Origin of the sequence: Alcaligenes sp. (genome assembly GCF_050255915.1) — a bacterium.
Lineage (GTDB): Bacteria > Pseudomonadota > Gammaproteobacteria > Burkholderiales > Burkholderiaceae_B > Alcaligenes > Alcaligenes aquatilis.
Window position 1 is genome coordinate 74,619 of record NZ_JBFWIQ010000007.1, and the last position, 26,727, is coordinate 101,345.

Annotated in this window: 23 protein-coding genes and 1 tRNA gene; 15 read left to right on the top strand and 9 right to left on the bottom strand. The window is 54.7% G+C overall.

Features of this window, described 5'->3' with window-relative positions:
- Window positions 1-724 precede the first annotated feature (724 nt).
- Window positions 725-1,630 carry a hypothetical protein gene (locus AB7E06_RS10510; protein WP_230018574.1) on the top strand — a complete coding sequence of 302 codons (906 nt, stop codon included), beginning with the start codon at window positions 725-727 and terminating at the stop codon, window positions 1,628-1,630.
- Between the two features lie 121 nt (window positions 1,631-1,751).
- Here the strand turns inward: AB7E06_RS10510 and AB7E06_RS10515 are convergent, their stop codons facing one another.
- Complete coding sequence (locus AB7E06_RS10515; protein WP_121740096.1) at window positions 1,752-2,519, bottom strand: AraC family transcriptional regulator; 768 nt, start codon at window positions 2,517-2,519, stop codon at window positions 1,752-1,754.
- Between the two features lie 106 nt (window positions 2,520-2,625).
- On the opposite strand from AB7E06_RS10515, the gene AB7E06_RS10520 reads away from it, so the two are divergent.
- The 3 genes from AB7E06_RS10520 (at window position 2,626) to AB7E06_RS10530 (ending at window position 5,882) form a co-directional block, all read left to right on the top strand.
- Window positions 2,626-3,432, top strand: coding sequence for a sulfite exporter TauE/SafE family protein (locus AB7E06_RS10520; protein WP_230018572.1), 807 nt, complete (start codon window positions 2,626-2,628; stop codon window positions 3,430-3,432).
- Between the two features lie 112 nt (window positions 3,433-3,544).
- Window positions 3,545-5,374: an SLC13 family permease gene (locus tag AB7E06_RS10525; RefSeq protein WP_268253675.1), complete on the top strand. Its 1,830-nt coding sequence runs from the start codon at window positions 3,545-3,547 to the stop codon at window positions 5,372-5,374.
- A 40-nt stretch (window positions 5,375-5,414) separates the two neighbouring features.
- Window positions 5,415-5,882: a PaaI family thioesterase gene (locus AB7E06_RS10530; protein ID WP_199827879.1), complete on the top strand. Its 468-nt coding sequence runs from the start codon at window positions 5,415-5,417 to the stop codon at window positions 5,880-5,882.
- A gap of 17 nt (window positions 5,883-5,899) precedes the next feature.
- Here AB7E06_RS10530 and AB7E06_RS10535 read toward each other — a convergent pair whose 3' ends face one another.
- Window positions 5,900-6,220, bottom strand: coding sequence for a DUF202 domain-containing protein (locus AB7E06_RS10535; RefSeq protein WP_230018568.1), 321 nt, complete (start codon window positions 6,218-6,220; stop codon window positions 5,900-5,902).
- Between the two features lie 347 nt (window positions 6,221-6,567).
- Here AB7E06_RS10535 and AB7E06_RS10540 point away from each other — a divergent pair, with 347 nt between their 5' ends.
- Window positions 6,568-6,969, top strand: a complete 402-nt coding sequence (locus tag AB7E06_RS10540) for a DUF1090 domain-containing protein (RefSeq protein WP_230018566.1) — start codon at window positions 6,568-6,570, stop codon at window positions 6,967-6,969.
- A 186-nt stretch (window positions 6,970-7,155) separates the two neighbouring features.
- The gene (locus tag AB7E06_RS10545) at window positions 7,156-8,079 is read left to right on the top strand and encodes a DNA/RNA non-specific endonuclease (RefSeq protein WP_427956859.1); all 924 of its coding nucleotides are present in this window, start codon (window positions 7,156-7,158) and stop codon (window positions 8,077-8,079) included.
- Window positions 8,080-8,094: 15 nt separating this feature from the next.
- On the opposite strand, the gene AB7E06_RS10550 is transcribed toward AB7E06_RS10545, so the two are convergent.
- Complete coding sequence (locus tag AB7E06_RS10550) at window positions 8,095-8,538, bottom strand: hypothetical protein (RefSeq protein WP_094196414.1); 444 nt, start codon at window positions 8,536-8,538, stop codon at window positions 8,095-8,097.
- Window positions 8,539-8,664: 126 nt separating this feature from the next.
- Here AB7E06_RS10550 and AB7E06_RS10555 point away from each other — a divergent pair, with 126 nt between their 5' ends.
- The 3 genes from AB7E06_RS10555 to AB7E06_RS10565 all read left to right on the top strand — a co-directional run bounded on the left by AB7E06_RS10555 (window position 8,665) and on the right by AB7E06_RS10565 (window position 10,822).
- Complete coding sequence (locus AB7E06_RS10555; protein WP_094196415.1) at window positions 8,665-8,907, top strand: hypothetical protein; 243 nt, start codon at window positions 8,665-8,667, stop codon at window positions 8,905-8,907.
- 101 nt (window positions 8,908-9,008) lie between these two features.
- Entirely contained in the window at window positions 9,009-9,896 is an 888-nt protein-coding gene (locus AB7E06_RS10560; RefSeq protein ID WP_427957035.1) for an arsenic resistance protein, read from the top strand.
- Between the two features lie 389 nt (window positions 9,897-10,285).
- Window positions 10,286-10,822, top strand: a complete 537-nt coding sequence (locus tag AB7E06_RS10565) for an AmiS/UreI family transporter (protein ID WP_094196416.1) — start codon at window positions 10,286-10,288, stop codon at window positions 10,820-10,822.
- Window positions 10,823-10,942: 120 nt separating this feature from the next.
- Here AB7E06_RS10565 and soxR read toward each other — a convergent pair whose 3' ends face one another.
- Complete coding sequence (gene soxR / locus AB7E06_RS10570) at window positions 10,943-11,401, bottom strand: redox-sensitive transcriptional activator SoxR (RefSeq protein WP_230018564.1); 459 nt, start codon at window positions 11,399-11,401, stop codon at window positions 10,943-10,945.
- 112 nt (window positions 11,402-11,513) lie between these two features.
- On the opposite strand from soxR, the gene AB7E06_RS10575 reads away from it, so the two are divergent.
- Window positions 11,514-13,004, top strand: coding sequence for an MFS transporter (locus tag AB7E06_RS10575; protein WP_406846441.1), 1,491 nt, complete (start codon window positions 11,514-11,516; stop codon window positions 13,002-13,004).
- A gap of 811 nt (window positions 13,005-13,815) precedes the next feature.
- Here the strand turns inward: AB7E06_RS10575 and AB7E06_RS10580 are convergent.
- A tRNA-Leu gene (locus tag AB7E06_RS10580) sits at window positions 13,816-13,900 on the bottom strand.
- A gap of 123 nt (window positions 13,901-14,023) precedes the next feature.
- On the bottom strand, window positions 14,024-15,235 hold the full coding sequence (locus AB7E06_RS10585; protein ID WP_427956866.1) for a CaiB/BaiF CoA transferase family protein: 1,212 nt from the start codon (window positions 15,233-15,235) through the stop codon (window positions 14,024-14,026).
- 173 nt (window positions 15,236-15,408) lie between these two features.
- Between AB7E06_RS10585 and tig the strand changes: the two genes are divergently transcribed.
- The 4 genes from tig (at window position 15,409) to lon (ending at window position 21,515) form a co-directional block, all read left to right on the top strand.
- Window positions 15,409-16,719 (top strand): trigger factor, encoded by a 1,311-nt coding sequence (gene tig / locus AB7E06_RS10590; protein WP_094196420.1) that lies wholly within the window; start codon window positions 15,409-15,411, stop codon window positions 16,717-16,719.
- The gene (clpP, locus tag AB7E06_RS10595) at window positions 16,719-17,372 is read left to right on the top strand and encodes an ATP-dependent Clp endopeptidase proteolytic subunit ClpP (protein ID WP_021446711.1); all 654 of its coding nucleotides are present in this window, start codon (window positions 16,719-16,721) and stop codon (window positions 17,370-17,372) included. The genes tig and clpP overlap by 1 nt, the downstream gene beginning before the upstream one ends.
- Before the next feature lie 100 nt (window positions 17,373-17,472).
- Window positions 17,473-18,774: an ATP-dependent Clp protease ATP-binding subunit ClpX gene (gene clpX / locus AB7E06_RS10600; protein ID WP_094198325.1), complete on the top strand. Its 1,302-nt coding sequence runs from the start codon at window positions 17,473-17,475 to the stop codon at window positions 18,772-18,774.
- Between the two features lie 275 nt (window positions 18,775-19,049).
- Window positions 19,050-21,515 carry an endopeptidase La gene (gene lon, locus AB7E06_RS10605; RefSeq protein ID WP_094196421.1) on the top strand — a complete coding sequence of 822 codons (2,466 nt, stop codon included), beginning with the start codon at window positions 19,050-19,052 and terminating at the stop codon, window positions 21,513-21,515.
- A 459-nt stretch (window positions 21,516-21,974) separates the two neighbouring features.
- On the opposite strand, the gene lexA is transcribed toward lon, so the two are convergent.
- The 3 genes from lexA to AB7E06_RS10620 all read right to left on the bottom strand — a co-directional run bounded on the left by lexA (window position 21,975) and on the right by AB7E06_RS10620 (window position 24,576).
- Window positions 21,975-22,634 carry a transcriptional repressor LexA gene (gene lexA, locus AB7E06_RS10610; RefSeq protein WP_108727327.1) on the bottom strand — a complete coding sequence of 220 codons (660 nt, stop codon included), beginning with the start codon at window positions 22,632-22,634 and terminating at the stop codon, window positions 21,975-21,977.
- Between the two features lie 107 nt (window positions 22,635-22,741).
- On the bottom strand, window positions 22,742-23,302 hold the full coding sequence (locus AB7E06_RS10615; protein ID WP_094196423.1) for a GNAT family N-acetyltransferase: 561 nt from the start codon (window positions 23,300-23,302) through the stop codon (window positions 22,742-22,744).
- A 71-nt stretch (window positions 23,303-23,373) separates the two neighbouring features.
- Window positions 23,374-24,576, bottom strand: coding sequence for an aromatic amino acid transaminase (locus AB7E06_RS10620; RefSeq protein ID WP_094196424.1), 1,203 nt, complete (start codon window positions 24,574-24,576; stop codon window positions 23,374-23,376).
- A gap of 84 nt (window positions 24,577-24,660) precedes the next feature.
- Between AB7E06_RS10620 and uvrB the strand changes: the two genes are divergently transcribed.
- A complete protein-coding gene (uvrB, locus tag AB7E06_RS10625) occupies window positions 24,661-26,682 on the top strand; it encodes an excinuclease ABC subunit UvrB (RefSeq protein WP_094196425.1) in 2,022 nt (673 codons plus the stop codon).
- The last annotated feature ends 45 nt before the right edge of the window (window positions 26,683-26,727 follow it).

The following is a 26,727-nucleotide window of genomic DNA, read 5'->3' on the forward strand; positions in this document are numbered from 1 at the left end:
CCCATCCATGCACGGTTTTATGGCTTTCTTTGTCGCTTTTGAGAGCAGATGAGTGTGGGATGAAGGTGGGTGAAGGGGGACGGTTGTGGTTTCTGGACCAGGATTGAGCCGTGAAACCGTACGAGCAGCATGGCTGGACGTGCATGTTTGCGCTGTTTCTTTTTCTTTTAAGGCGGTTTTTCTTAATTCTTGTTTTTTGATAAAAATTTCTTTTTTTTATATGACTATTTTTTTATTGTTTATTGCGTTTATTTTATTAAGTCGTCTACGTAATTAATTATTTCAAAATAATAAAAAATAAGCGCCAATTACTGTGGTGATCGTATGCAGTGTTCTTGATCAGGCTTGGCTTGGCGTTTGTGTCGGATTGTTTTTCAGCTTGAAAATTTCTGCCCTTTCTCTGTGAGCGCTAAGCAAAACGCGGTTGACCGTTTTCCCCCTACGCATGTTTCCGTGTTGGCGTGAAGAAAAAGGGGTCGTCATTATGCTCAATGATTCAGTAGTGTTTTTTACATTTTTTAAAATTCATTCGATTTTTATCTGCCTAGAATGATTGTGCTGTTTTTGTTTTAGCCGGATTTTGCTCTTGTTTCTTCATTTTAATGGAGGGGTTATGAGATCGATTCTTTTATGGCTTTTAGGTGTCCCTATTCCTATCATCATTTTGCTGGCCTTGTTTTGGCACTAAGGTATTTGCGATCACAATCTTGAGTAAGGAGTCATCATGGCTACAACACAATTGGGTTCGGAGACAGCTTTGGGTACGCACGCCGGCGCAGAGTCATCGCATTCCGCGGTGTCTTGGGGAGCTATCATCGGGGGCGCGGTGATCGCCGCAGCCTTGACGGCTACCTTGCTGGTAGGCGGGACGGGGCTGGGTTTCATGGCGATCTCTCCCTGGGGCAATGACGGGGCCTCGGGCACCACCATGGCTATCGGCACGATTGTTTGGTTGTTTGTCACACAGATCGTCGCTTATGGCATTGCGGGTTATGTCACTGGCCGTTTGCGTACTAACTGGGCCGGTGTGCATGGCGACGAAGTTCATTTCCGCGATACGGCGCATGGCTTTCTTGTGTGGGCTGTCAGTGTGGTTGTCAGCGTTTTCTTGCTGGGCTCGGGCGTTGCCTCCGTGGTGTCAGGTACGGCACAGGCAGGGGCGAATCTGGCTGGGGCCGGAGTGGGTGCCGCGTCGGCGGTTGTGGGCCAGGCAGGGAAAGATCATGCTCAAGGTCCAGGTCTGAGCTATTTCACCGACGCCTTGTTGCGTCCGGCTGACCCTGCCAACGCATCGGCACACACGGGCAACCCTGAGCGTGAAGTCAGCCGCATTCTGGCGCGCAGCCTGAAAGAAGGTGAGGTGTCCCAGCAGGATCAGGATTACTTGCTGCGCCTGGTGGCCAATCGCACCGGTCTGACGCTTGAACAGGCCAAGGAACGTCTGGACTCAGTTCAAATGCAAGCCAAGGAAACAGCCGAGAAGTTGGAGCAGCAAGCACGCGAAGCAGCAGATACCGCGCGCAAGGCTGCTGCTGCTTTCGCGCTGTGGGCATTTGCATCCTTGTTGGTCGGTGCCTTTGTGGCCAGTCTGGCGGCCACGATTGGTGGACGGGCGCGTATCACGCGTTAAGCCTTTTGTACGACGATGAACCGCTTATCCCTTGAAGCGAGCGGTGCAAGGCCCCCGAATTTCAGAGCTTCGGGGGCCTTTTTGTATCCGCTTCGATCAAGCTGCTGCCTGGCCCGACGCGTCAGGGAACACGAATAAAGTTGCTGGGAGCTTGCCCTAAACGGCGACGGAACATGGTGGAAAAGGCACTGGCACTGTCATAGCCCAGGTCCAGCGCAATCTGGGTGACTGATTGGCCGGCAGACAGCTTGGTCAAGGCTGTCAACAGGCAGGCTTGTTGCCGCCATTCGCTAAAGCTCATGCCGGTTTGCTGCCGGAACAGACGTGTGAAGCTGCGCAGGCTTTTGTTCAATTGCTTGGCCCATTGTTCTGGCGTGCTTTGGATATTAGGCTGGCCCAGGAATGCTTTGCACAGAGCGGCCAAGGAGCAATCTTGGGGGATGGGCGCAAAGAGCGGCATGGTGTGTGCCAGGCCAACTTCATGCAAGAGAAGTTGAGCCAAGGCACCGTCGCGGCCATTTTCCTCGTACAAGGCGGGCAAGGCCAGGGAGGCCAGCAGCAAGTGATGCAGCAAGGGCGTAATCACCAGCACTTCGCAATGTGTGCTGCGGCGGGGGGCGGCCTCGGGTTCTATATATAGACTGCGCGTACTGGCGCTTTGCATGCGCACGCGATGGCGCTTGCCGGCCGGAATCCAGACGCCACTGTAGGGTGGAATGACCCAGGCGCCATCGTCCGTTTCTACTTCCATCAAGCCTGTCATGGCATAGAGCATTTGCGCCCGCCGGTGTACATGAAAGTCCAGCAGAGTGCCCGGGGCGTAGTCCGTGCCAATCGCCAGCAAGGGGCGGGGGGTGGCATCCACGCTATCCAGTCGTACATTGTGCATCAGCAAGCCTCTGGCCGAAACGAAAGTATTAATGACCGGTTTTAGCATGTCAGCCAAGGCGGAGCGACCTATTCTTGGGTTTTGGTATCTCTTTTGATGGGCGACTATGTATTTGCTATTGCTGTTTTTTGGTTTGCTGGCCGGGGTGACCACCGTGCTGTTTGGTTTCGGTGGTGGCTTTGTGGTGGTTCCCGTGCTGTATTCGGTGTTGATTGCTCTGTATGGCGCAGACAGCCAGATGGGGCAGGCGGCCATGCATATTGCGGTGGCCACATCCACCTGCGTCATGATCTTTGGGGCTGGCCTGTCCAGTTGGCGCCATCACAAGGCTGGCACCGTGCCTTGGGGGCAGGTGCGTCCTTTGCTCTGGTTTATCGCCCTGGGGGCGATTCCCGGTGCGGTAGCGGCCATGGCCTTGAGTGGGGCCTGGGTGCGTTGGGTTTTTGTTGTGTATCTGGGCCTGACGATTCTTGATAGCCTGTTTCGAGCGGGTTTTACGCAGACAGCAAGCAAGGCCATGCGCCCTTTAAGCAAGGCCAGCAGCGCCGGGGCCGGCGTTCTTATTGGTGCGATCGCCGCCTTTTTGGGCGTGGGCGGGAGCGTGATTACGGTACCTTTGATGCGCCGACGCGGTGCCAGCATGACGGCCGCCACAGCAGCGGCAAATCCCTTGTCCTTGCCTATGGCGGTGGTGGGCAGCCTGAGCTACGCGATGCTGGCCTGGAATGCAGACTCATTGGGGCCTTGGCATGCGGGTTACATCGACCTGCGTGCCTGTCTGGTATTGGTGCTGGGTTCCTGGCTGGGGATTCGTTTTACCTCACGCTGGATTGGCAAGATCCCCGACCGCATTCACGCCAAAGCCTATATCGCCTTGTTGGCAGGGGTGTTCCTGGTGATGCTGTTGGTCTAGGTCTGACCAGGGCGCTGCGGTATCAGCATCTACCTGATGCAGCAGGTTTCGCTTTGCCTGTTTTGAAAAACTTGTGTTTTTTTGTTCAGTACGGCGAAATGCAGCGCTTGGGGTGCTGCATTTTTACCTATACTTGGCAGCACAGAATAAACAGGAGTGGGGCAACATGACAATCGAAATTGCAGTGGTTTTGGGCCTGGCTTTAGTTGCGATTGTCTTGTTTGCCACAGAAAAACTCCGAATCGACGCGATTGCTTTATTGGTGCTTGGCACCTTGGCTATTCTGGGCTTGGTGACTCCTGAACAGGCCGTAGGCGGCTTCAGTAATCCGGCCACAGTCACCGTCGCTGCGATGTTTGTGTTGGCCGCCGGCCTGCAAAATAGCGGTGCGCTGTCAGGGATTGGGGATTTGCTGGGCAAGGCCCGCTCCCCACTTCAGTTTCTGGTGCTTTTGTTTCTGGTCCTGGCGGTGATTGCCCCCTTTGTCAATAACACGGCAGTGGTGGCGGTATTCATTCCTATCGTGATGGCCGCTAGCGCACGGATAAGTATGTCAGCCTCCAAAGCGCTGATTCCCTTGTCGTATGTCTCGCAAATGGCCGGGGTCTGTACCTTGGTTGGAACGTCTACCAACTTGTTGGTCAATGCCATTGCCCGCGACATGGGGCATCCAGGCTTCACGATGTTTGAATTTACTAAGCTGGGTGTCATTTGCATGGCAGTCGGTTGTATTTATTTACTGACAGTAGGGCGCTGGCTATTGCCTGCGGCGCGCGGTGGCGAGCTGGTCGAGCAATATGAGTTGGGCAAGTACATAACCGAACTGCGCGTCATGCCGGACTCCTCCTTGATCGGTCAGTCTGTTGGCGACGCAAAGTTGGGTGAGCAGTATGGCGTCTTTGTGCTGGAGCTGTTGCGCGGTGATATCAAAGTGTGGGGGCCGCGAGAGCAGAAGATTGAGCAGGACGATGTGCTGTTGGCGCGTGGAGATTGGACCAAGCTGGATGAGTTGCGCAAAGAAGCGGGTCTGGAAGTAGATCCGCAGTTCAAGTTGGAGCAACGATCTTTTGAACAGGTTGATCAGGTTTTGACGGAGGTCATGATTGCGCCGCGTTCGCGTATCAGCGGGCGTACCTTGGGCAGCTTGAGGGCGGGCTGGCACAGGAATGCCACTGTGTTGGGGATTCATCGCCGTGGCCAGGTCTTGCGTGAGCAGTTGCGTGCTGTACGTTTACAGGTGGGCGATATTTTGTTGATGTTGACCCCGGCCTCCGAGGCGGCTGACTTGCGGGCTGACAGCAATATTATTGTGCTCTCCGAGCGTGAGGCTGAAAAAGAAATGGGCTGGCGCGCACCTTTTTCCCTGGTCACCATGGCCTTGGTGATTGTGGTGCCTGCCTTGGGCTGGGTGCCCATCAGTGTCACCTCATTGCTCGGTGCCGTAGCCATGACGCTGGCCGGTTGCCTGAAGGCAGATGATGTTTACGACGCCATCGATTGGCGCATCATTATCTTGATGGCTGGTTTGTTGCCCTTGGGATTGGCTATGAGTGAGACGGGGGCCGCCCAGTTTCTGGTGGAAAACACGGTCGGCTTGGTCGAGTCTTTTGGACCGTTGACGGTGCTGGCAGTGGTTTATCTGATGGCCTTGGTCTTGACCGAGTTTATGAGCAATGCCGCCGCTGCGGTGTTACTGGCGCCCATAGGGATGTCCACGGCCAAAATGATGGGGGTTGATCCCACGCCTTTTTTGATCGCGGTGACCTTTGCTGCTTCCACTAGTTTCGCAACCCCCGTGGGCTACCAAACCAATACGATGGTCTATGGCGCGGGTGGTTATCGGTTTGCGGATTTTCTGAAAGTCGGTTTGCCCTTGAACTTGATTTTCTGGGTCTTGGGCGTGATGTTGATTCCCGTTTTCTGGCCGTTCAATCCCGTTTGACACCGCTGTATCCACGATAAAAATAAAGAAGACCTCAGCCATGCGTTCAGCCCTCGCTTCTGCTAAGCCCGCATTGGACCCATCCATGCGGCAAGCCGTGCAAGACAGTTTTTCCCGCCAGCAGGCAATGAGCTTGATTCGCGCCACCATGCCGTTGGTCGAGGCAGGCCTGGTCGAGATCCATCTGCCGCATTGGGAGGGGGTTCAGCAACAGCACGGATTTGTACATGGTGGTGTTGTGGGCATGATTGCTGATTCGGCCGGAGGATATGCCGCCATGACCTGTACGCCTTTGGGCGCCAGCGTGCTCAGCGTGGAATACAAGCTGAATTTTCTGGCGCCGGCCAAAGGGGAGTCTTTATTGGCCCGAGGGTCTGTGGTTCGTCAGGGCCGCAGTTTGATCGTGACGCAGGCCGAGGTATTTGCCATGGAAGAGGGCAAGCACACCTTATGTGCGTTGATGCAGCAAACGATTATGGTGATGCAGGGGCGGGCGGAGAAGTCCTGATACCAGACTGGGCTGCATCAGGGACCGGACCGCTCTTTAGGATTTTTCCAGCGATAGCTAAGTAGTAATACCCACAGCGCCGCCATGCCCAGCCCATAGAGCATGGCTCCGTAGGAAACAGAAACATCAATACCGCACACGTGAGAGAAACGGTCGGCGGTATCACAGATATTTTTGATCGCCAGTGAAAACAAGACGGTGTTGACGGCCATGGCCAGGCAGGCGGACACTGCTTTGTCTGCCCAGATCAAGCTGGCAACCGCCAGGATCGACAAAGGCATCAAGGAGTTGAGCACACTGGTATGCCAGGCGGAATACGCCTGGGAGGAGTTGAGCAAACTTTCGTTGATGTGCGCAAAGGGAAAGAGCCACAAAACAATCAAAGCAGCGCACAGGAAAAAGATCCATTTCCTGATGGTGATGTTGGACACGATGAAAAGTAAAAGTTTGCTTTATGAGGATTTTGAGTGTAACTGAACTGTTTTATGCTTAAAGACACGTTGTGTAAGTTCTTTGGCACAATTTGCGACAATTCTGTTACTTGATCATGACATAAACGAAGGAATCTTCGAATTTAATCACGTATTCGTGACAAGACGACGAAGTTTGTTATAAGCGTCCACTCCAGGTAAACAGCGAATGCGCTTGTATGATGGTGTTCCACAGGAACACAGCAGGAGTAATCATGATGAAAAGCTCTGTATGGTGCGTGAGTGCCGTTTTAGGTGTGATGGCTTTGCCCGCCTGGGCGGATAACCCAGCTTGCCAGTATCGGGCTGCTGAGATCCAGAACCAGATCGACTATGCGCGCCAGCACGGGAATGTGCACCGCGAGCGTGGTCTGCAGCGCGCATTGGCCAATGTGCAAATGCATTGTCGAGATGCTGACTTGCTGCGCGATGTGCAGGATGATATCCGCGAGCAAGAAGAGGACATTCAGGATCGTATTGACGAAATCGCCGAAAAGCGTGCTGAAGGGCGGCAAGACAAGGTGCAGGAGCTGGAGAAAAAGCTGGAGCGCGATCGCGCCAAGCTGGAGCAGTTGCAAGAGGAATTGAAAGAGCTGCAGGCCTTGAGCGCAAAGTAAGAAGCGCGCTCCAGCTTTTGAATCCGCTTCTGCTAGGCTCATCAAATGGACTGAAAAAGGCAGGAGTCAGAAGGAAATACGTGCTCCCGGTGGGGGCACGTTCCTTTTATATAGAAAGGACTGCTTATAATCACAGGTGCAGTCGGCGCAATGATGTAGGCCGACCAAGCATAAAACAAGAGTGGTATGAGCAGAAAAAGCACAGGTCGTCGCGGTACAAAAACCAGTAGTAGAAAGAAGGTAGGGCAGAGTAGCCCGTCCCGATTTTTGAAATCAGTCATTGCAGCGGCCCTCACTAGTTTTGGGCTTGCGACTGCCTGGCTTCATCCCCAGGGGCTGAACTGGCAAAGTCTTGAGCCGTTTCTGGTGTCTTTGGGTTGGCCCACGGTCGTTCAGCAAGACAGTGCTCCCGTCCCTGCTGCCATTGATGGGTATGTCCAGACCTCTTTTGCGCAATGCCCCCAGTTCTTTCCCGGTTCACGGCCTGTTGTGCCCATGGCTTATGCGCAACGGGAGTTATGCTTTAGCGCTTTTGCGATTTTGCATAGCGGCCAAACCAAAACCCCGGTGTTTGTTGTGCAGCGTTTGAATCGGCAACAGATTCAGTCGGCCAAGGGCGTCAAGCGTACGGATCGTTTTTATGCTGAAGGCCGTTTGCCTCAGGCGGAACGCGCCGAACTGAATGATTACCGGGGCTCGGGATTTTCACGTGGACATATGGCGCCGGCAGGGGACATGGCCTCTGCACAGAGTATGGCCCAAAGCTTTTCTTTGGCTAATATGGTGCCGCAAAACCAGGCTCATAATGCCGGTCCCTGGAACAAGATTGAAGCGGATACTCGTAAATACGTCGCCCGTGCTGCCGGTAATGTCTATGTCTTTACCGGGCCAGTGTATGCGCGCCGTGCGGCAAGCATTGGCGCTAGTCAGGTTGCCGTTCCCAGTCATTTATTCAAGTTGGTGTACGACGCAAGCACTCGACGCTCCTGGGTACATTGGCAGGCGAATCAGGCGTCCACTCGCGTTAGCCCACCCATCAGCTACGAAGAGTTTGTCCGTCGGACTGGGCTGCATTTGTTGCCCGATTCCAGCCTGAAAACCTTGGGATAGAGGCGGGACCCGGGATCAGGGATGTCGCCCGGCCGACGGCTTGAGGACAGCGTGCACTTGATCTTCAGAAAAATACACGCTGTCCCCGACTTCAAATAGCGTGTAGCCGGTGTTTTGCTCCGTGACCATCCCTCGGAAATAGGCCTTGGGTGTAGAGGGAACTTCGGTGATGCGAACGTTGATGTAGCGTTCACTGATGTAGGAGACAAGTTGGACGCGCATGCCCTGTTTTAGGTCCAGCGCGCCAGGGAATCGATCCAGATCGTCATGGCTGACCACAACCCGAAACGCGGTGGGCCGGTGAATAACATAGGCCTGCTTGAGTTGATGATGTAGAGCCAGGATTTGTTGTGCCTCTGGGCTAAGGGGCCCGTCTGGACGTTGCGTCTCGTGCTCAAGCTCCGGGCTGGGTGATAAGTGCAAAATTTGGGCCAATAGCAGAAATTGTTCTTGAGTCATAAATTGCAAATTAACAGGAAAGGGAATCGACGAGCTTTTAGGCCTCGGGGTACAGTGTTCGTATTGTCCGCGATTGGCTGTCGTTTCGATTTGCGGTAAGAAAAGATTTTTTGTAGGGAAGACGAAATGATGCTTCGACGACTGATCCAAGGTGCTGCGGTCATTGGTTTGACTGCCTTGATGGCGGCGTGTTCTTCGGCCAAACCAGGCGGTGGCCCCGTCTCCAAACTCTTCAATGAATGTACCTGGGATCGTGAGTCCTGCATGCATGAAGGTCGCTACGAAGCTGGTGAAAGCGAATATGCCGAGCGTGAGGCTCGGGACTTGAATCGTCAGTCGGCCGCCCGTTTGCGTCGTAGCGGTCTGTAAGGTTTTTTCACGGCAGTGCTGCGGGTTTGCTGCCAAGCGAGGTGCTGACCGTGATTCGTGAAGCGTTGGAAAGTCGGCAAATCGCCATTTATTGTGTGGCGATGTTGCTGGCCGGTTTGATGGCCAGTGTCTGGGTGATGCCGGCCAGTTTGGTCGACTGGATCAATCCGGCACTGGCTTTCATGTTGTATGTCACCTTTTTGCAGGTGCCTGTTTCTCAACTGGGTAAGGCGCTGACGCAACTGCGCTTTTTGGCCGTGCTGCTCGTGGCCAATTTTTGTCTGATTCCTCTCTTTGTCTTTGCGCTGCTGCCCTTGCTGCCAGACCATACCATGCTGCGTCTGGGTGTGTTGCTGGTGCTGCTGGCCCCTTGCATTGACTACGTTGTCACGTTTGCTCAATTAGGCCGTGCAGATGCGCGAAGCTTGCTAGCGGCTACGCCGGTGCTGCTTGTGGTGCAAATGCTGCTTTTACCCTTGTTCCTGAAGTTGGCATTGGGAGAACAGTTTGGCCTGTACATCAAGGCCGGGCCTTTTCTGGACGCCTTCTTTTTTCTGATTTTGACTCCACTGCTATTGGCGGGGGCGACTCAGTATCTTGCTGGGAAAAGTCGCGTCTGGGCGCAGATCCAGACGGGTTTAGGCCTGGCGCCTGTCCCGGCTACCGCCTTGGCGTTGTTTATTGTGGTAGCTGCCGTTTTGAGGCAATTGGAGCCGGCGCTGGATGTGTTGTGGCGCGTCTTGCCAGTGTATGTTCTGTTTGCCGTCCTGGCTCCTGTCATTGGCTGGGTGCTGGCGCAACAAGTACGTCTGGAAGTCCCTTTGCGACGAGCAGTGGCCTTTAGTAGCGCGACTCGTAACTCCCTGGTTGTTCTGCCTTTGGCCCTGGCTATTCCAGGTGCCTTGCCCTTGTTGCCCGCTATCATTTTGACCCAGACCTTGGTGGAGTTGCTGGCGCAACTGGTCTATGTGCGCGTATTGGCTCGCTGAGGCTAAAACGAACAGGCTTGAGTGGTTTCTTGTGTAAGCCGTTTGTTGGCTGGCAAATATCATTTGCAGCACGCTTGTCCTGAATTCGATGGGATTTTCCACGTATTGATGGAGAACGTTTGTCCTGTTTTCGGCTAGGTTTCGCTCTCAAAATGGGTAAGGGCTGATCTGACCTGTTCAAGCCCGTGCAAAACCCCTGCTTTTTAGGATGATTACTCACTGGAAAACCGCCGTAAAAATGCGCGGTTTTTTCTTATAGAGCTTATAAAAAAACATACATGGCGATTGGGCTACCAGGCTCTATGATCTGCTCCGCCTCGGCTCTGAGTGCAACATCATGTTGCGGGCATGTTCTGTGTCCGCTTTCTATTACTTAGGAAATCTTCAAAATGCTAGTTGCCGCTTTTCTGGCGTTTGCAGGCCTGTGCCTGTTCGTGAATGGTGTTCGTCTCTACTATTCTGAAGGTCACCACGCGGGCAGGCTGGTGGATGCTAAAGATGCTGCCATTGTTAATTTGTTCACCGCCGTGCTGGGATTCATCTGCATGTCTCACATCCTGAATCCGGCCAACAGCGTGGTGTACTCCCCCTTGTCCGCCATTTACCTGGGCCTGTTTGCCCTGACCTATTTCTGGGTCGGGGTGAACGCCTTTACTGGCAGTGACGGCCGTGCGCTGGGTTGGTACTCCCTGGCGGTGGCCTGCATTGCCGTTCCTGCCGCGATCACCAACCTGAGTCTTGCCGAGCGGATTTTTGATTATTGGCAAGTGCTAAGCTGGCTGTCTTGGGCCGTCCTCTGGTTCCTGTTCTTCTTGCTGCTGGTCCTGAATAAACCCATTGCCCGCTTGACAGGCATGGTGTCCGCCGTACAGGGAGTGTTGACGGCGCTGCTGCCTGCCTTGCTGTATTTCTGGGGCGTGATTTAAAGCGGCTTAGTATTCGCTTGATAAAAATCCCCATAAGAACAGGCCCGGCATCCCGACCGGGCCCTCAGGGCGGCATTGAAGGCTCTTTGCCTAATTGAGCAGATCCTGCTGGTGAATGCCTTAAATGGTGCTCTTCTGCTTCAGTAGCACAGCCCCATCTCCCACCAATGACAATTGATCCCCCGGGTTTCGTAACGGGCAATTCGTCATGGACAAGCATCCACAGCCTATGCAGCCATCCAGCTCATCACGAAGTTGGGTCAGGCTGCGGATCCGATCATTGAGCATGTCGCGCCAGCGGGTTGAGAGCAGCGCCCAGTCCTTGGCCTGTAGTGGCTTGCCGGATGGCAGCTCATCCAAGGCCTCCTTGATTGTTGCCAGCGGAATACCGGCTCTTTGGGCAATTTTGATTACCGCGATCTTCCGCAAAACCTCGCGGTGATACCGTCGCTGATTGCCATCGCTGCGCCAGCCTTGAATCAAGCCTTTGGCCTCATAGTGATGCACGGTGGCAATGGTTACTCCGCTGCGGCGTGCAACTTCGCCTACCGATAGCGGGATAGTAATGTCGATTTTCATGGTGACTGATTCTCTTGACCTCATCTATGCATGAGGTTTTATAAAAGACGACTCTTGCCCCTGCAAGCTCCTTGAGCAGCGGGGCGTCTTATTGTGAACGAGTCGAGATCTTATGAAGAATCAGCAAGCCCCTGCGGGCGAGGTGCCAGCGGCACAAGACCAGTTGGCCGCGAATGGGGGGCAGGGGGCGCCCAGCCAGTCAGCCTGGGGGGATTTATTGTCTGGCGCCAATGCCATGCGTGCACTGGTGCTGGCGGGCGGCGTGGTGCTGCATGCCGTCAATGTTTATATTGCGACCACCATTTTGCCTACGGTTGTGCAGGATATCGGCGGACTGGATCTCTATGCCTGGAACACGACCTTGTTTGTGGTGGCATCCATCCTGGGTTCGGCCTTGTCCCCCAAGTTGCTGGCCATGACAGGCCCTAAAGGAAGCTACGGCCTGGCCGCCGTGACCTTTGCGGTGGGGGCGGTGATTTGTGCGGGGGCACCCAGCATGTCCATTTTGCTGTTCGGTCGCTTTGTTCAGGGCATAGGTGGGGGTTTGCTCTTTGCATTGGCCTACGCCATGATTCGCGTGGTTTTTGCCGAGCAGTTATGGCCCCGTGCGATGGCTTTGGTGTCGGGCATGTGGGGTGTGGCCACCCTTGCTGGCCCGGCGATCGGCGGCCTGTTTGCGCAGTGGGGCATGTGGCGGGCTGCTTTTGGATCCGTTGCCCTGATCGCAGTTCTTTTTGCTGTAGTGGCTTCTGGTGTCTTGCCTAAACGGGAGCCTCAATCCGGCACTGAGGCAAAGGCATCTATCCCGTTGATTCAGCTGATTTTATTGACGCTGGCTGTGCTGGCTATTTCTGCGGGTAGCACCTCGGTAGAGCTGGTGCACAATGTCCTGGGCCTGGCGCTGGCGTTTGTGTTGGGTGCCGCCTTGATTGCCGTCGAAAAACGTTCGCCAAGCCGCTTGTTGCCGTCGGGGACCTTTCAGTTTCGTTCCGAGATTGCCGGTTTGTATGCCTTGATGTCCTTGTTGGTGTTGACTGTCACTAGCGGAGAGGTTTTCGCACCGCTTTTTCTGCAAGTTTTGCATCAGCAGTCTCCTTTGGTGGCGGGCTACCTGGCCGCCTTGATGGGAGCGGGTTGGACGGTAGGTGCTGTCATCAGCTCGGGGCTGAGCGGACGGGCGATTGAGCGGGCGATTCTGGTCGGGCCGGTTTGCGGCTTGCTGGGCATGCTAGGGCTCACCTTTCTGGTACCGGAGACCAGCACGGGCCTGTTTCTGGACCTGGTTCCGATTTGTTTGGCACTGGCGCTGATCGGCTTGGGAGTAGGACTGGCCTGGCCCCACCTGCTGATACGGGTGTTAAAAGCCGCTTCTGTTCAGGAGCAAGAACTGGCCGGGGCATCCATCACCACCATTCAGCTCTTCGCAACGGCCAGCGGAGCGGCTTTGGCGGGGATGGTTGCCAATGCAGGTGGACTTATTGATCCGGGTGGAGTGGCGGGGACGCGTCAGGCTGCTTATTATCTATTTGGCGTATTTGCCGTCGCGCCATTGTTTGGGATCATAGTCGCACGGAACTGCAAGGCTAAAAAACAGTCTGATTAAAAGGAAGTGCAAGTCTGCTTTCGTGTCCGTACTACGTTTCCCGGAGAACGCTTGATCTGAGGACGTGGTGCCATGTTGCACTGGGGTAAATACTAGAAGGCTGGTGATTTTCCACCATTGGTATAGTATTTAGTGCAATTAATGCGTGGCCTTGCACACTTTTGATTGTTATGTGAAGGAGGTTCGGACGTGAATGGTATCCCTTCTCCCAATCCAGCCCCCAGGCCCGATCCGGAACCTAAGCCCATGCGTTGGCCTAGTGACTTTCCCGGCAAGCATGATAGGCAGGAATAGTCCTCAAACCCAAATAAAAAGGCCGTTCACCAAGAGCGGCTTTTTTGTGTCTGAAGCTTGTGTTTGAGCAAGCGCAGCGACCCTCATTGCAGACTTGTGTGGGCTCTGAGAAATGACTGGGTCGATTGCACATTTTGCTGCTTTTGAGTTGGCCAGGCGTGCGGCTTTGATGCCAACGATGAGCGTGTCATCTTATGCCGATTCAAGGCGAGCGGTCTCAAACGTAGGGGAGATAAGGTAAAGCGCGCGTTGCATCGCCCAGGTCTGCGCTTCCTGTTTAGTCGAAAAGATCCGGCTTTCCCGATAAGAGGGCTGATTGTGCAACAGAGGCAGTTTTATCCGGGTTCGATACCCAGAAGTGGGTTTGCTGATGCTGGCGATGGCCTGTTTTCGTGGGGTCTTTATGGGGCTTACGATGTTCAATATGTGAAAACAGGCTATCAAAAGCCATTAGGGGGAAAGCTAAGTCGTTGATTTTGTTTAAAATTAATTTTTTGAATCAACGGTTTTCATGCTTTGGTGCGAACGGAGAGACTCGAACTCTCACACCTCTCGGCGCCAGAACCTAAATCTGGTGCGTCTACCAATTCCGCCACGTTCGCAGCACGAAAGAAGTAGATTCTAGCGTGGATTTTCACCCTAGGCAAGTAGTCTGCCTTATGGGGAAGCAAATTGATTAGGGGCCATCTTGATGTGGCCCTCAAACGTTTTTGTACCGCTTTGTTTTATTGACGTTTTGGGCTTTTTGCGATCAGCCCACGTGCTTGCCAGTCGGCCTGTTGCTCGGCGCTGATGCCCAGTTGATTCAGGATTTCTTCGGTGTCCTGGCCCAGATGGGGAGCAAGGCGGTAAATACCGCCGGGAGTGTCACTAAGCTTGGGAACAATGCCCGGCACTTTAAGCGGTGTGCCATCCGGCAAATTACTGTCAAGCAGCATGTCGCGGGCCTGGTAGTGGGGGTCGGTCGCAATATCGGCGATGTCATACACGCGGCCTGCCGGAACGCCGGCCTGGTCAAGAATCTCCAGTACCTTGTCCAGCTCCAGGGCGCTGGCCCAGTGACCGATAGCGGCATCAATCACGCCTGCATGCCGTGCGCGACCATCGTTGTGAGCATAGTCGGGATTTTCTGCCATATCGGCGCGGCCAATGGCGTTCATCAAACGCTTGAAAATGCTGTCACCATTACCGGCAATCAGGGCATATTTGCCGTCTTTGCAGACATAGGCATTGCTGGGGGTGATACCGGGCAGGCTGCTGCCGGCAGGTTCTCGTATTGCGCCAAAAGCCGAGTATTCCGGCAGCAGGCTCTCCATCATGTTGAAAACGGATTCATACAGGGCCACGTCAATATATTGACCTACACCCTGGTTTTGCTCGCGTTGGCGCAGGGCCATCATGATGCCGATGACACCGTGCAAGGCCGCCAGAGAGTCTCCAATGGAGACGCCAACCCGTACCGGTGGGCGTCCGGCTTCACCGCTAAGGTGACGCAAACCACCCATGGCTTCGCCAATCACGCCAAAACCAGGTTTGTCCTTGTAAGGGCCTGTCTGGCCGTAGCCCGACACGCGCAGCATGATCAAGCCTGGGTTGATGGCTTTCAGGGCTTCCCAACCCAACCCCCATTCTTCCAGGGCACCGGGACGGAAATTTTCGATCAGTATGTCACACTCTTTTACCAATGCCCGGATCACGTCCTGGCACTGCGCTTGGCGCAGGTCCAAGGCCAGCGATTTTTTGTTACGTGATTGCACCTCCCACCAGACCGAGTTACCGTCATGCAGCAAACGCCATTTACGCAAGGGGTCGCCGCCTTTAGGGGATTCGACCTTGATCACGTCCGCGCCAAATTCGCCCAGGATCTTGGCAGCAAAGGGGCCGGCGATCAATTGGCCCAGTTCCAGGACCCGGATGCCGCCCAAAGGGGTAGTCATGTGCATATCAGTCTTGCGTAGGGAAGGTAAAGTAAGGGATCATAGTCCGGCACGGCTGTATTGTCTTGACAGGAAATTATGATTCAAAATACGTTTGTTTGGATTTACCGTGCCAGTTTCCGGTAAAATGCCGGATTACTCTTATCAATTACTCAATTTAATATAGGTCTTCAATGCAGCCCGAGGTTGAAATTCTGTCCGGCTTGGAGCGCCGAGTCGATGTGGTCGTTTCGGTGGCCGACGTAGAAAAACAAGTCCAGGCCCAGCTCAAGCGTGTGGCTCGCACGGCCAAGGTACAGGGCTTCCGTCCCGGTAAAGCGCCTTTGTCCGTTGTCGAGCGCAGCCACGGCCCTGGTATTCGTTACGACGCCATCAACGAAGAAATCGGCAAAGCCCTGGACAAAGTGATCCAGGACTCCAAATTGCGCGTAGCCGGCACTCCTAATCTGGAAGCCAAAGAAGGCGAGCCTGCTGAAGGCACGATGGCCTTTACCGCGACCTTCGAAGTTTATCCGGAAGTGGCCTTGCCCGATCTGTCCAAGCTGGAAATCAAGCGTGCCAATACGCCTGTGACCGACGAAGACATCCAGCGCACCGTAGACGTGTTGCGCAAGCAACGCGCCAACTACGAGTCCAGCGCTGATCGCGAAGCCCAGGAAGATGATCGCATCACTCTGGACTTTGTGGGCACCATTGACGGCGTTCCTTTCGAAGGTGGTAGCGCTGAAGGTTTCCAATACCTGCAAGGTCGTGGCCGCATGCTGCCCGAGTTTGAAACTGCCGTTGCCGGCATGAAAGCAGGCGAAACCAAAACATTCCCCCTGGAATTTCCGGCCGATTACACCGGCAAGGAAGTGGCTGGCAAAACCGCTGAATTCAAGATCACCGTGACAGACGTGGCCCAGCCCGTTCTGCCCGAGCTGGATGCTGAATTTGCCAAGTCCCTGGGTCAGGCCGAAGGTGATGTAGCCGCTTTGCTGGCAGACATCCGTGCCAACATCGAGCGCGAAATCAAGGCTCGTGTGCATGCTCGCAATAAATCCGCCGTGATGGATGCTTTGTTGTCCGCCAGCGAATTTGAGGTGCCCAAGGCTCTGGTAGACAACGATGTCCAAGGCCGTATCGCTTCGGCTCGTGCTGAACTGAAAGACCGTGGCGTGCCCGACGCAGACAAGATGCCTATCCCTGCCGAGGCTTTCCAGGAAGAATCCACACGCCGTGTGCGTCTGGGTCTGCTGGTCTCCGAGCTGGTCAAGGCTGCTGAACTGCAAGCCAAGCCCGAGCAGGTTCGTACCCGCATCGAAGAGTTTGCCCAGAACTATGAACAGCCCGCCCAAGTGGTGGCCTACTACTTGTCCGATCGCCAGCGTCGCGCCGAGATTGAGGCAGTGGTACTCGAAGACAACGTCGTCGAGCACGTACTGTCCCAGGCCAAGGTGTCCGACGAGGAGGTGGCGTTCGACCAAATCATGGGAACCAACTAATGTCGTCAACCTTTGTCGACTTCTACGCTTCAATGCATGGGGGGCAGTCCGTTGCCCCTACGGGTCTGGGCTACGTGCCCATCGTGATTGAGCAGTCTGGTCGTGGAGAGCGGTCTTACGACATCTACTCCCGTCTGCTGCGCGAGCGCATCATCTTTCTGGTGGGCCCGGTTCATGACAACTCGGCCAACCTGATTGTGGCCCAGCTACTGTTTTTGGAGTCGGAAAATCCCGAGAAAGATATTTCGCTCTACATCAATTCGCCCGGTGGTTCGGTCTACGCAGGCCTGGCCATCTACGACACGATGCAGTTCGTCAAGCCGGAAGTCTCGACATTGTGTACCGGCATGGCTGCCAGCATGGGTGCTTTCTTGTTGTCTTCGGGCGTCAAGGGCAAGCGCCTTGCCTTGCCTAACTCGCGCATCATGATTCATCAGCCTTCGGGCGGTGCGCGTGGTCAGGCTTCCGATATCCAGATTCAGGCCAAGGAAATCCTGAGTCTGCGTGAACGCTTGAACAAGATTCTGGCCGAGAACTGCGGCCAGCCTGTCGAGCGTATCGAGCTCGATACCGAGCGTGATAACTTCATGGCAGCTGAAGACGCTGTGGCCTATGGCCTGATCGACAAGGTGATGAATACGCGTGACGAATAATCATCCGTCCCAACAGGGATCGATCTGAAGCAGTACTATGGCTGTTCGGGGGCGGGACTTGTTCCCGTCCTTTTACCATCCTGAAGTGAAATTTAAATTTATGTCCGAAAAGAAATCGGCCGACGAGAAAGTTCTGCATTGCTCGTTTTGCAATAAAAGCCAGCATGAGGTCAAGAAACTGATCGCTGGACCTTCGTCGGTGTTCATCTGCGACGAATGTATTGATCTGTGTACCGATATCATTCGTGACGAAGCTGCGGGCGCCACTCCTGATGGTGAACGTAAAGAATTGCCCACCCCCCAGGAAATCAAAGAGTTTCTGGACGGTTATGTCATTGGCCAGGAGACGCCCAAGCGCACCTTGGCCGTAGCGGTATATAACCACTACAAACGGATTCGTGGCGGCAAGGCAGGCCGTGACGATGTGGAACTGTCCAAAAGTAATATTTTGCTGATCGGGCCTACCGGTTCGGGCAAAACGCTGTTGGCTCAAACGCTGGCCCGCATGCTGGATGTGCCTTTTGTGATGGCCGATGCGACCACCCTGACCGAAGCCGGTTACGTGGGTGAGGATGTCGAGAACATCGTTCAGAAGCTGCTGCAAAACTGCGATTACGATGTGGAAAAAGCGCAGCGTGCCATTATTTATATCGATGAAATCGACAAGATTTCCCGCAAGTCGGATAACCCGTCGATCACCCGCGACGTATCGGGTGAGGGCGTGCAACAGGCACTGCTCAAGCTGATCGAGGGTACCGTGGCTTCGGTGCCTCCACAAGGTGGTCGCAAACACCCGAACCAGGACTTTGTACAGGTCGACACCACCAATATCCTGTTTATCGTAGGCGGCGCCTTTGATGGCCTGGAAAAGGTGATTCGTGACCGTACAGAAAAATCCGGCATCGGTTTTTCCGCTTCGGTGAAAGCCAAATCCGAGCGTGGCGTAGGTGAGCTGTTTGCAGAGGCCGAGCCCGAGGATCTGATCAAATTCGGTCTGATTCCTGAGCTGGTAGGACGATTGCCTGTGGTCGCCACACTGGAAGAGTTGCACGAAGATGCCTTGATCCGCATTTTGACCGAGCCACGCAATGCCTTGGTCAAGCAGTTCCAGAAACTGCTGAGCATGGAAGGTGTGGAGCTGGAAGTTCAACCTGCCGCGCTACGTGCTGTGGCCCAGCGTGCCATCAAACGTCGTACAGGCGCCCGCGGCTTGCGCAGCATTGTCGAGCAAGCGCTGCTAGACACGATGTACGAGTTGCCGTCGCGCAAGGATGTCAGCAAAGTGGTGCTGACCGAGGACGCCGTTGCCGGAAAGAGTAAACCCGAATTGATTTTGGGTCGCACTTTGTCAGATAGTGAAGCCAGTGACACTGAGTCGCCCTTGAAGAACGCAGTAGCTTAGAGATATCTCCTTGTTTGTGCTCTGTCTGGCTCTGACCGGAAGGGCACAGGCAAGACCGGGCGACAGGCGAAGGTAAAGAGAAAAGAGTGGGTGTTCATGATGGCCACCAGACATAAAAATTTGTCTCTCTTTAACTCTGTGAAGTTCTGTTCTAATGTTCGTACGGCCTACTTGAAATATCAAAATTCGCCACAATCTGAGCTACAACAGGTTAAACCGTGAAAGGGAAGCCCAGGCTTCCCTTTTGCGTCTAAGGACATTTATAGGAAATGACTATGTCTGCGAGCCAGATTCTTTCTACGGAACCTATTGAGCTGCCGCTGCTTCCCTTGCGCGATGTAGTGGTGTTCCCTCACATGGTGATTCCGCTTTTTGTTGGTCGGCCTCGCTCGATAAAAGCCCTTGAGCTGGCGATGGAGTCCGGCAATAACATTATGTTGGTGGCGCAAAAGTCCGCAGGCAAGGACGATCCCGCTCCTGAGGATCTCTACGAAATTGCGTGTGCGGCCAGTATTTTGCAAATGCTCAAGTTGCCTGATGGCACCGTAAAAGTGCTGGTAGAGGGCTTGCAACGCGCTCGTATCACTCAGGTTCAGGATGCTGACACCCACTTTATGGCCTCGGTGGTTGAAGTGCCTGGCGATGCCGGTGATGCGGCTGAAACCGAAGCCTTGCGCCGCGCTGTGCTGGGTCAGTTCGAACAGTACGTCAAACTGAATAAAAAGATCCCTCAGGAAATTCTGACTTCCCTGACCGGGATCGATGACGCTGGCCGGCTGGCCGATACCATTGCTGCTCACTTGCCGTTGAAGCTGGAGCAAAAGCAGGGCATGCTGGAAACGCCCAAGGCCATGGAGCGTCTGGAAGGCTTGCTGTCGCAATTGGAAGGTGAAATCGACATTTTGCAGGTCGAAAAACGCATTCGCGGCCGTGTGAAAAAGCAGATGGAAAAGAGCCAGCGCGACTACTACCTGAACGAGCAGGTCAAGGCGATTCAGAAAGAGTTGGGCGAAGGCGAGGATGGTGCCGATGTCGAGGAACTGGAAAAACGCATCGAGCAGGCTCAGCTAAGCAAAGAGGCGCTCAAGAAAGCTGAAGCTGAAATGAAGAAGCTCAAGCTGATGTCGCCCATGTCAGCTGAAGCCACGGTGGTGCGCAACTACATTGAAACGCTGGTTGGTCTGCCTTGGCGCAAAAAGAGCCGTATCAATAATTCCTTGAGCAATGCACAGGAAGTATTGGATGCGGACCATTTTGGTCTGGAAAAAGTTAAAGAGCGGATTGTTGAGTACCTGGCAGTTCAGCAACGTGTGGACAAATTGAAGGCTCCGATCCTGTGTTTGGTTGGCCCTCCAGGCGTGGGTAAAACTTCGCTGGGTCAGTCCATTGCCAAGGCAACGAACCGCAAGTTCATTCGCATGGCTTTGGGTGGCGTACGTGACGAGGCCGAGATCCGTGGTCACCGTCGTACCTATATTGGCTCTATGCCCGGCAAGGTTGTTCAGAACATGAGCAAGGTGGGTGTACGTAATCCGCTGTTCTTGCTGGACGAGATCGATAAGATGGGCGCGGATTTCCGTGGCGATCCTTCCTCGGCATTGCTGGAAGTTCTGGACCCTGAACAAAACCACACTTTCCAGGATCACTACCTGGAAGTGGACTACGACTTGTCCGACGTGATGTTCGTGGCAACCAGTAACACCCTGAATATTCCACCGGCCTTGCTCGATCGTATGGAAGTGATTCGTTTGTCTGGCTACACCGAAGACGAAAAAGTACGCATTGCTTTTGATTACCTCTTGCCCAAGCTGATGAAGAACAACGGTGTGCGTGCTGGTGAGCTGGAAGTCACCGAAGATGCTGTACGCGACATCGTGCGTTACTACACGCGTGAGGCGGGTGTACGCTCGCTGGAGCGTGAAATCAGCAAGATCTGCCGCAAGGTGGTTCGCAAGCTGCTGGTGGCCAATCCACAGGCTGGTACGCGTGCTGCCCGTAACAAGGCCCTGACACAGGAAACTCTGGTGGTCAATTCGGAGAACCTGAACGAGTACCTGGGTGTGCGTCGCTACTCCTTCGGCCTGGCCGAGAAGGAGAACAAGATTGGACAGGTGACCGGCCTGGCATGGACCGAGGTGGGTGGCGATCTGCTGACCATTGAAGTGGCCGATATGCCCGGTAAAGGCAATGTGTTACGCACCGGTTCGATTGGCGATGTGATGAAAGAGTCCGTTGAGGCGGCCCGCACAGTGGTGCGTTCGCGTGCCCAGAAATGGGGCATCCCCAACACGGTGTTCGAGAAGCGCGACCTGCATGTGCACTTTCCTGAAGGCGCTACGCCCAAGGATGGTCCATCGGCTGGTATCGCCATCACCACGGCTATTGTGTCCAGTCTGACGGGTATTCCGGTTCGCTCTGATGTGGCCATGACGGGTGAAATCACCTTGCGCGGCGAAGTTTTGCCTATTGGCGGCTTGAAAGAGAAGCTGTTGGCAGCGCAGCGCGGTGGCATCAAAACGGTGATGATTCCGGAGGAAAACGTCAAAGACTTGGCCGACATTCCAGATAACGTGAAGAACACGCTGGAGATCATTCCAGTGCGTTGGATTGATCGTGTATTAGAAGTGGCCCTGCAAGACGCCGTCACGCCTCTGAGCGACGAAGAGGTGGCTCGCCTGGCTGCTGAGGCTTTGGCCGCCACTCGTGCCGCAGGCACGGGCTCGGAGTCCTTCAAGCACTAAGCATCAGCAGTAGTAAGCAAGCAGTGAAACAGGCTACCTTGAACCCAAGGTAGCCTGTTTGCATTTTGGTCAGACTGATCGTGGCTTTGAGGTTAGCCATGTTGACAGCAGTGGGAGCCAGATCTTTGGGCAATGATATGAGGAAGGTGAGGGTCGCAAGCTTGCGCGAGAGGTTTACGGCTGCTCAACTCTTGCTGTAGGCATGTAGGCATGTAGGCATGTAGGCATGTGGGGGGGCCAGGTATGGCTGCCCCCACGATTGCAGCCATGACTGCAACTGCAGACATACCGTGATGGCCATAGTCAAAGCGCTTGTCGCCGTTAATCTGCTCAAACTTGTATAGCGGCATGCACTTTGACCAGTAAAAAAACCCCATGCACCAAACGGTATATGGGGTTTTTCTCTTATCAGGTGCACCAAGCTCATAAAACAGGCCTGATAGCCTAGAGAGACAAGGTTTAATGCAGCGGGCTGGTACGAATCAGGCCTACAGCAATACCTTCCAGGGACAGAGAGTCCGGGTCGGTAACGATGATGGGTTCAAAGTCCGCGTTCTCAGGTAAAAGGATGACCTGATTGCTGGAGCGCGACAGGCGCTTGACGGTGACATCATCACCAATGCGGACCACCACGATCTGCCCATTACGCGCTTCGCTAGCTTTTTTGACGGCCAGCAGATCGCCGTCAAAAATTCCGGCGTCTTTCATGCTCAGGCCGCGCACACGTAGCAGGTAATCAGGCGTTTGGGTGAACAGGGTAGGGGCAACACCAATTTCGCGCTCGATATGCTCAGTAGCCAGAATAGGGCTACCGGCAGCAACGCGGCCAATAATGGGCAGTAAGAGGGCGTCAGTCAGATTGGCCAATGGGCTGCTATTGGGCGCAGCATGGTCGCGTGTATCCGTGCCAAGCAGGCGTATGCCGCGCGAGGCACCGGCGGTTAGCTCGATCGCGCCTTTGCGGGCCAGAGCTTTCAAATGATCTTCGGCCGCATTGGCGGATTTGAAACCCAGCACTTGAGCAATTTCTGCGCGAGTGGGGGGGAAACCCGTCCGTTCGATTTCAGAACGGATAATGTCCAGCACTTGTTGCTGGCGTGCAGTGAGCTTGGCGGTCATAGTATTGTCTGCTGAATATATATACAGTAAAGATTGTGCGTTACAGTTGCCGTTTTTGCAAGCTTTGGGGACCTTAAAGGCTTAATTTTCGACCCTTCGAGGTCTGTTCAGGCAGATGGAGACCAGTCTTTGCGATCCTGCGTGTACAGCACGTGAGGGACAAGCTGGTGGCCCACAGGTACGCCAGGATGAGCAAAGGTGCCGGCTTGTTTTGTCATGCCCAGGCGTTGCATGACGGTTTGCGAAGGCCGGTTCAACTGAGCGGTGTACGCCACAATTTGCTCCAGGTCCAGTTCGTTAAAGGCAAAATCCATGCAGGCTCGGGCGGCTTCGGTGGCGTAGCCTTTGCCCCAGTATTCAGGCAGAAGACGCCAGAGCAGTTCTACGCAAGGCTGAAAGTAGAGCTCAGCAGTTGGGCGGTTCAAGCCGACCATACCGATGAAGGCCCCTTTTTCCTTCAGCTCCACAGCCCAGGGCCCCCAGCCATGTTCTTCGATCAGGCTTTGGCTGCGGTGGGCGATAGCATCGCTTTGTTCGCGGTCCAGGGTGGCCGGATAAAAGCGCAGCGCGTGGGGGTCGCTATTTAATCGGTAAAAGGGCTCGAGGTCGGTCGGTTTCCAGGGGCGCAGGATCAGGCGTTCGGTGTGCAGGGAAATAGCGTCTGTCATGGGGTACTCCAAGGTCCGGAACGACAACGCCCTTCCGAAGAAGGGCGTTGGAGGCGGTAAGGACGGCCAGCTTATTTCAGGACTTGAGCGATGGCTTTGGCCACGACATCAATGTTCTGGCTGTTGAGCGCAGCAACGCAGATACGGCCACTGCTGACGGCGTAAATGCCGTGTTCCTGGCGCAGGCGTTCTACTTGCTCGGCCGTCAGGCCGGAGTAGGAGAACATACCGCGCTGTTGCAGTACGAAGTCAAAGTTCTGGGTGGCACCATGTTCTTTCAGCTTGGCAACCAGTTGTGCACGCATGTCACGGATGCGATCACGCATGCCAGCCAGTTCGGTAGCCCAAGTCTGGAACAGCTCGGGTGAGCTCAGGACAGTGGCTACAACCTTGCCGCCGTGTGTTGGCGGGTTGGAATAGTTGGTGCGAATCACGCGCTTGACCTGGCTCAGCACGCGGGACGTTTCGTCCTTGCTGGACGTGACCAGTGTCAGGGCGCCGACGCGTTCGCCGTATAGCGAGAAGGATTTGGAGAAAGAAGAGCTGATGAACATGGACAGGCCCAGCTTGGCAAACAGGCGTACCACGCTGGCGTCTTCCTCCAGACCGGCACCAAAGCCTTGATAGGCGATGTCCAGGAAAGGAACCAGTTGACGCTCTTTGATCAGTTCGGCGATCTGGGCCCATTGTTCCATGCTGGGGTCCACGCCGGTGGGGTTGTGGCAGCACGCGTGCAAGACCACGATGGACTGGGCAGGCATGGCACGCAACGAAGCGATCATGCCCTCAAAGTTCAGGCCATGAGTGGTGGCATCGTAGTACGCGTAGGTGTTGACCTTGAAGCCGGCGCGCTCGAACAGAGCACGGTGGTTTTCCCAGCTTGGATCGCTGATGTAAACCTCGGACTGTGGCAGCAGTTGGTGCAGAAAGTCAGCACCGATTTTCAGTGCGCCGGTACCGCCCAGGGATTGCACCGTCAAGGCACGGCCTTCGGCAATAACGGGGGAGTCGGCGCCTAGCAACAGGGTTTGAGCACCCAGGTTGTAGGTATTGATACCTTCGATAGGCAGGTAGCTGCGTGCAGCGGCCTTGCTCATCAAGGCGTCTTCAGCTTGTTGAACAGCCTGCAAAATCGGGATACGCCCTTGATCGTCGTAATAAACACCGACTCCCAAATTAACTTTGCCGTTGCGTTCGTCGGCATTGTATTGTTCATTCAAACCCAAAATAGGGTCGCGTGGAGCCAGTTCGACGGTTTCGAAGAGCGATGTCATGATGATATGGGGGCGTTAGCGCAGAAAGGTAGAAAAACAAAGCATTAATGTGATAATACGGGCTTACCCTAAAGTGTGTCTAGCATGAAATTTGAGCCTGCCTTTCAAGAGTTTCCAGGGAGTTCCTTCAAGCTTTTCCAACCTTATTTGCCTGCTGGTGACCAGCCAGCGGCAATTGAGCAGTTGGTCGAGGGGATTGATGACGGCTTGATGTACCAGACCCTGTTGGGGGTAACGGGCTCGGGCAAGACCTATACCATGGCGAATATTATTGCTCGGACAGGGCGTCCGGCCATTGTTCTGGCACCCAATAAAACCCTGGCCGCGCAACTGTACGCAGAGATGCGCGAGTTCTTCCCACGCAATGCCGTGGAATACTTCGTCTCTTATTACGATTACTACCAGCCCGAGGCCTATGTGCCATCGCGCGATCTGTTTATTGAAAAAGACTCGTCCATCAATGAACACATCGAGCAGATGCGTTTGTCGGCCACCAAAAGCCTGTTGGAGCGACCGGACACCATTATTGTGGGCACGGTCTCTTGCATCTACGGTATTGGTAATCCTGGCGACTACCATGCGATGGTGCTGACGCTACGCAAGGGCGACCGAATCGCTCGGCAGGAGCTGCTGGCCCGGCTGGTTGCCATGCAGTACGAGCGCAACGACCTGGACTTCCAGCGTGGTGTGTTTCGGGCCCGTGGCGAAGTGGTCGATATTTTCCCGGCGGAAAATGCCGAGTTGGCCTTGCGGGTCAGTCTGTTTGATGACGAACTGGAAGAGCTGGAACTGTTTGATCCGCTAACTGGCAAAGTGGTGCAGAAGCTGAACCGTTTTACTGTGTTCCCCAGTTCGCACTATGTGACCCCCCGTGAAACGGTGTTGCGGGCAATTGAAACCATCAAGCTGGAACTGCGTGAGCGTCTGGAATTTCTGACGCGGGAAGGGCATTTGGTCGAGGCCCAACGCCTGGAGCAGCGCACCCGTTTTGATCTGGAAATGCTGCAGGAGCTGGGTTTTTGCAAAGGCATCGAGAACTACTCCCGCCACTTGTCAGGGGCGGCGCCCGGCGATCCGCCACCAACGCTGATTGATTACCTGCCGCGTAACTCCCTGATGTTTATTGATGAAAGCCACGTCACGATCGGGCAGTTGGGAGCGATGTACCGTGGTGACCGCTCGCGTAAAGAAACGCTGGTGCAATTCGGTTTCCGCCTGCCGTCGGCCATGGATAACCGGCCCTTGAAGCTGGAAGAGTTCGAGCGTCGCATGCCGCAAACCGTGTTCGTGTCGGCCACACCGGCTGCTTACGAGCAAGAACATGCCGACAACGTGGTCGAGCAAGTGGTGCGGCCTACCGGCCTGGTGGATCCCGAAATTGAAGTTCGTCCTGCCACCACCCAAGTCGATGATTTGCTGGGTGAAATCAAGTTGCGTACGGCGCAGCAAGATCGTGTGCTGGTGACAACGCTTACCAAGCGTATGTCCGAAGACTTGACGGATTACTTGTCCGAGAATGGCATCCGGGTGCGTTACTTGCATTCGGACATTGATACCGTGGAACGGGCCGAGATTATCCGTGATTTGCGCTTGGGCGTATTCGATGTGCTGGTCGGGATCAACTTGTTGCGCGAGGGCCTGGACTTGCCTGAAGTGTCTTTGGTGGCCATTCTCGATGCGGACAAGGAAGGCTTCCTGCGCTCCGAGCGCAGCCTGATTCAAACCATAGGTCGGGCAGCGCGTAATCTGAACGGTAAGGCCATTTTGTATGCCGACAGAATGACAGACTCCATGCGTCGCGCTATCGAGGAAACCGAGCGTCGTCGTGCCAAGCAGATCGCCTTTAACGAAGAGCATGGCATTACGCCGCGCGGCGTGAACAAGGCGGTACGCGAATTGATTGACGGCGTTGTGGCTTCGGATCCTACCGCCAGCTTGCGCGAGGACGTGCCAGAAGCCTTGATTCGCGACGAGAAGGCGGCAGCACGTGAGATCAAGCGTCTGGAAAAAGAGATGATGGATCACGCCCGTAACCTGGAGTTCGAACAAGCTGCGGCTGCGCGCGACAAGTTGCAAAGGCTCAAGGCCAAGTTGCTGATGGCGTGACGGCCCTTGGCCTAATGGCATCAGGCAAGGGCTTGCCCCTTGCAG

Excerpts from the sequence above, each read along its gene's own strand:
- AB7E06_RS10510 (WP_230018574.1), top strand. The coding sequence starts at position 725 with ATGGCTACAACACAATTGGGTTCGGAGACAGCTTTGGGTACGCACGCC.
- AB7E06_RS10515 (WP_121740096.1), bottom strand. The coding sequence starts at position 2,519 with ATGCACAATGTACGACTGGATAGCGTGGATGCCACCCCCCGCCCCTTG.
- AB7E06_RS10520 (WP_230018572.1), top strand. The coding sequence starts at position 2,626 with ATGTATTTGCTATTGCTGTTTTTTGGTTTGCTGGCCGGGGTGACCACC.
- AB7E06_RS10530 (WP_199827879.1), top strand. The coding sequence starts at position 5,415 with ATGCGTTCAGCCCTCGCTTCTGCTAAGCCCGCATTGGACCCATCCATG.
- AB7E06_RS10540 (WP_230018566.1), top strand. The coding sequence starts at position 6,568 with ATGATGAAAAGCTCTGTATGGTGCGTGAGTGCCGTTTTAGGTGTGATG.
- AB7E06_RS10545 (WP_427956859.1), top strand. The coding sequence starts at position 7,156 with ATGAGCAGAAAAAGCACAGGTCGTCGCGGTACAAAAACCAGTAGTAGA.
- AB7E06_RS10550 (WP_094196414.1), bottom strand. The coding sequence starts at position 8,538 with ATGACTCAAGAACAATTTCTGCTATTGGCCCAAATTTTGCACTTATCA.
- AB7E06_RS10555 (WP_094196415.1), top strand. The coding sequence starts at position 8,665 with ATGATGCTTCGACGACTGATCCAAGGTGCTGCGGTCATTGGTTTGACT.
- AB7E06_RS10560 (WP_427957035.1), top strand. The coding sequence starts at position 9,009 with ATGTTGCTGGCCGGTTTGATGGCCAGTGTCTGGGTGATGCCGGCCAGT.
- AB7E06_RS10565 (WP_094196416.1), top strand. The coding sequence starts at position 10,286 with ATGCTAGTTGCCGCTTTTCTGGCGTTTGCAGGCCTGTGCCTGTTCGTG.
- soxR (WP_230018564.1), bottom strand. The coding sequence starts at position 11,401 with ATGAAAATCGACATTACTATCCCGCTATCGGTAGGCGAAGTTGCACGC.
- AB7E06_RS10575 (WP_406846441.1), top strand. The coding sequence starts at position 11,514 with ATGAAGAATCAGCAAGCCCCTGCGGGCGAGGTGCCAGCGGCACAAGAC.
- AB7E06_RS10585 (WP_427956866.1), bottom strand. The coding sequence starts at position 15,235 with ATGACTACCCCTTTGGGCGGCATCCGGGTCCTGGAACTGGGCCAATTG.
- tig (WP_094196420.1), top strand. The coding sequence starts at position 15,409 with ATGCAGCCCGAGGTTGAAATTCTGTCCGGCTTGGAGCGCCGAGTCGAT.
- clpP (WP_021446711.1), top strand. The coding sequence starts at position 16,719 with ATGTCGTCAACCTTTGTCGACTTCTACGCTTCAATGCATGGGGGGCAG.
- clpX (WP_094198325.1), top strand. The coding sequence starts at position 17,473 with ATGTCCGAAAAGAAATCGGCCGACGAGAAAGTTCTGCATTGCTCGTTT.
- lon (WP_094196421.1), top strand. The coding sequence starts at position 19,050 with ATGTCTGCGAGCCAGATTCTTTCTACGGAACCTATTGAGCTGCCGCTG.
- lexA (WP_108727327.1), bottom strand. The coding sequence starts at position 22,634 with ATGACCGCCAAGCTCACTGCACGCCAGCAACAAGTGCTGGACATTATC.
- AB7E06_RS10615 (WP_094196423.1), bottom strand. The coding sequence starts at position 23,302 with ATGACAGACGCTATTTCCCTGCACACCGAACGCCTGATCCTGCGCCCC.
- AB7E06_RS10620 (WP_094196424.1), bottom strand. The coding sequence starts at position 24,576 with ATGACATCGCTCTTCGAAACCGTCGAACTGGCTCCACGCGACCCTATT.
- uvrB (WP_094196425.1), top strand. The coding sequence starts at position 24,661 with ATGAAATTTGAGCCTGCCTTTCAAGAGTTTCCAGGGAGTTCCTTCAAG.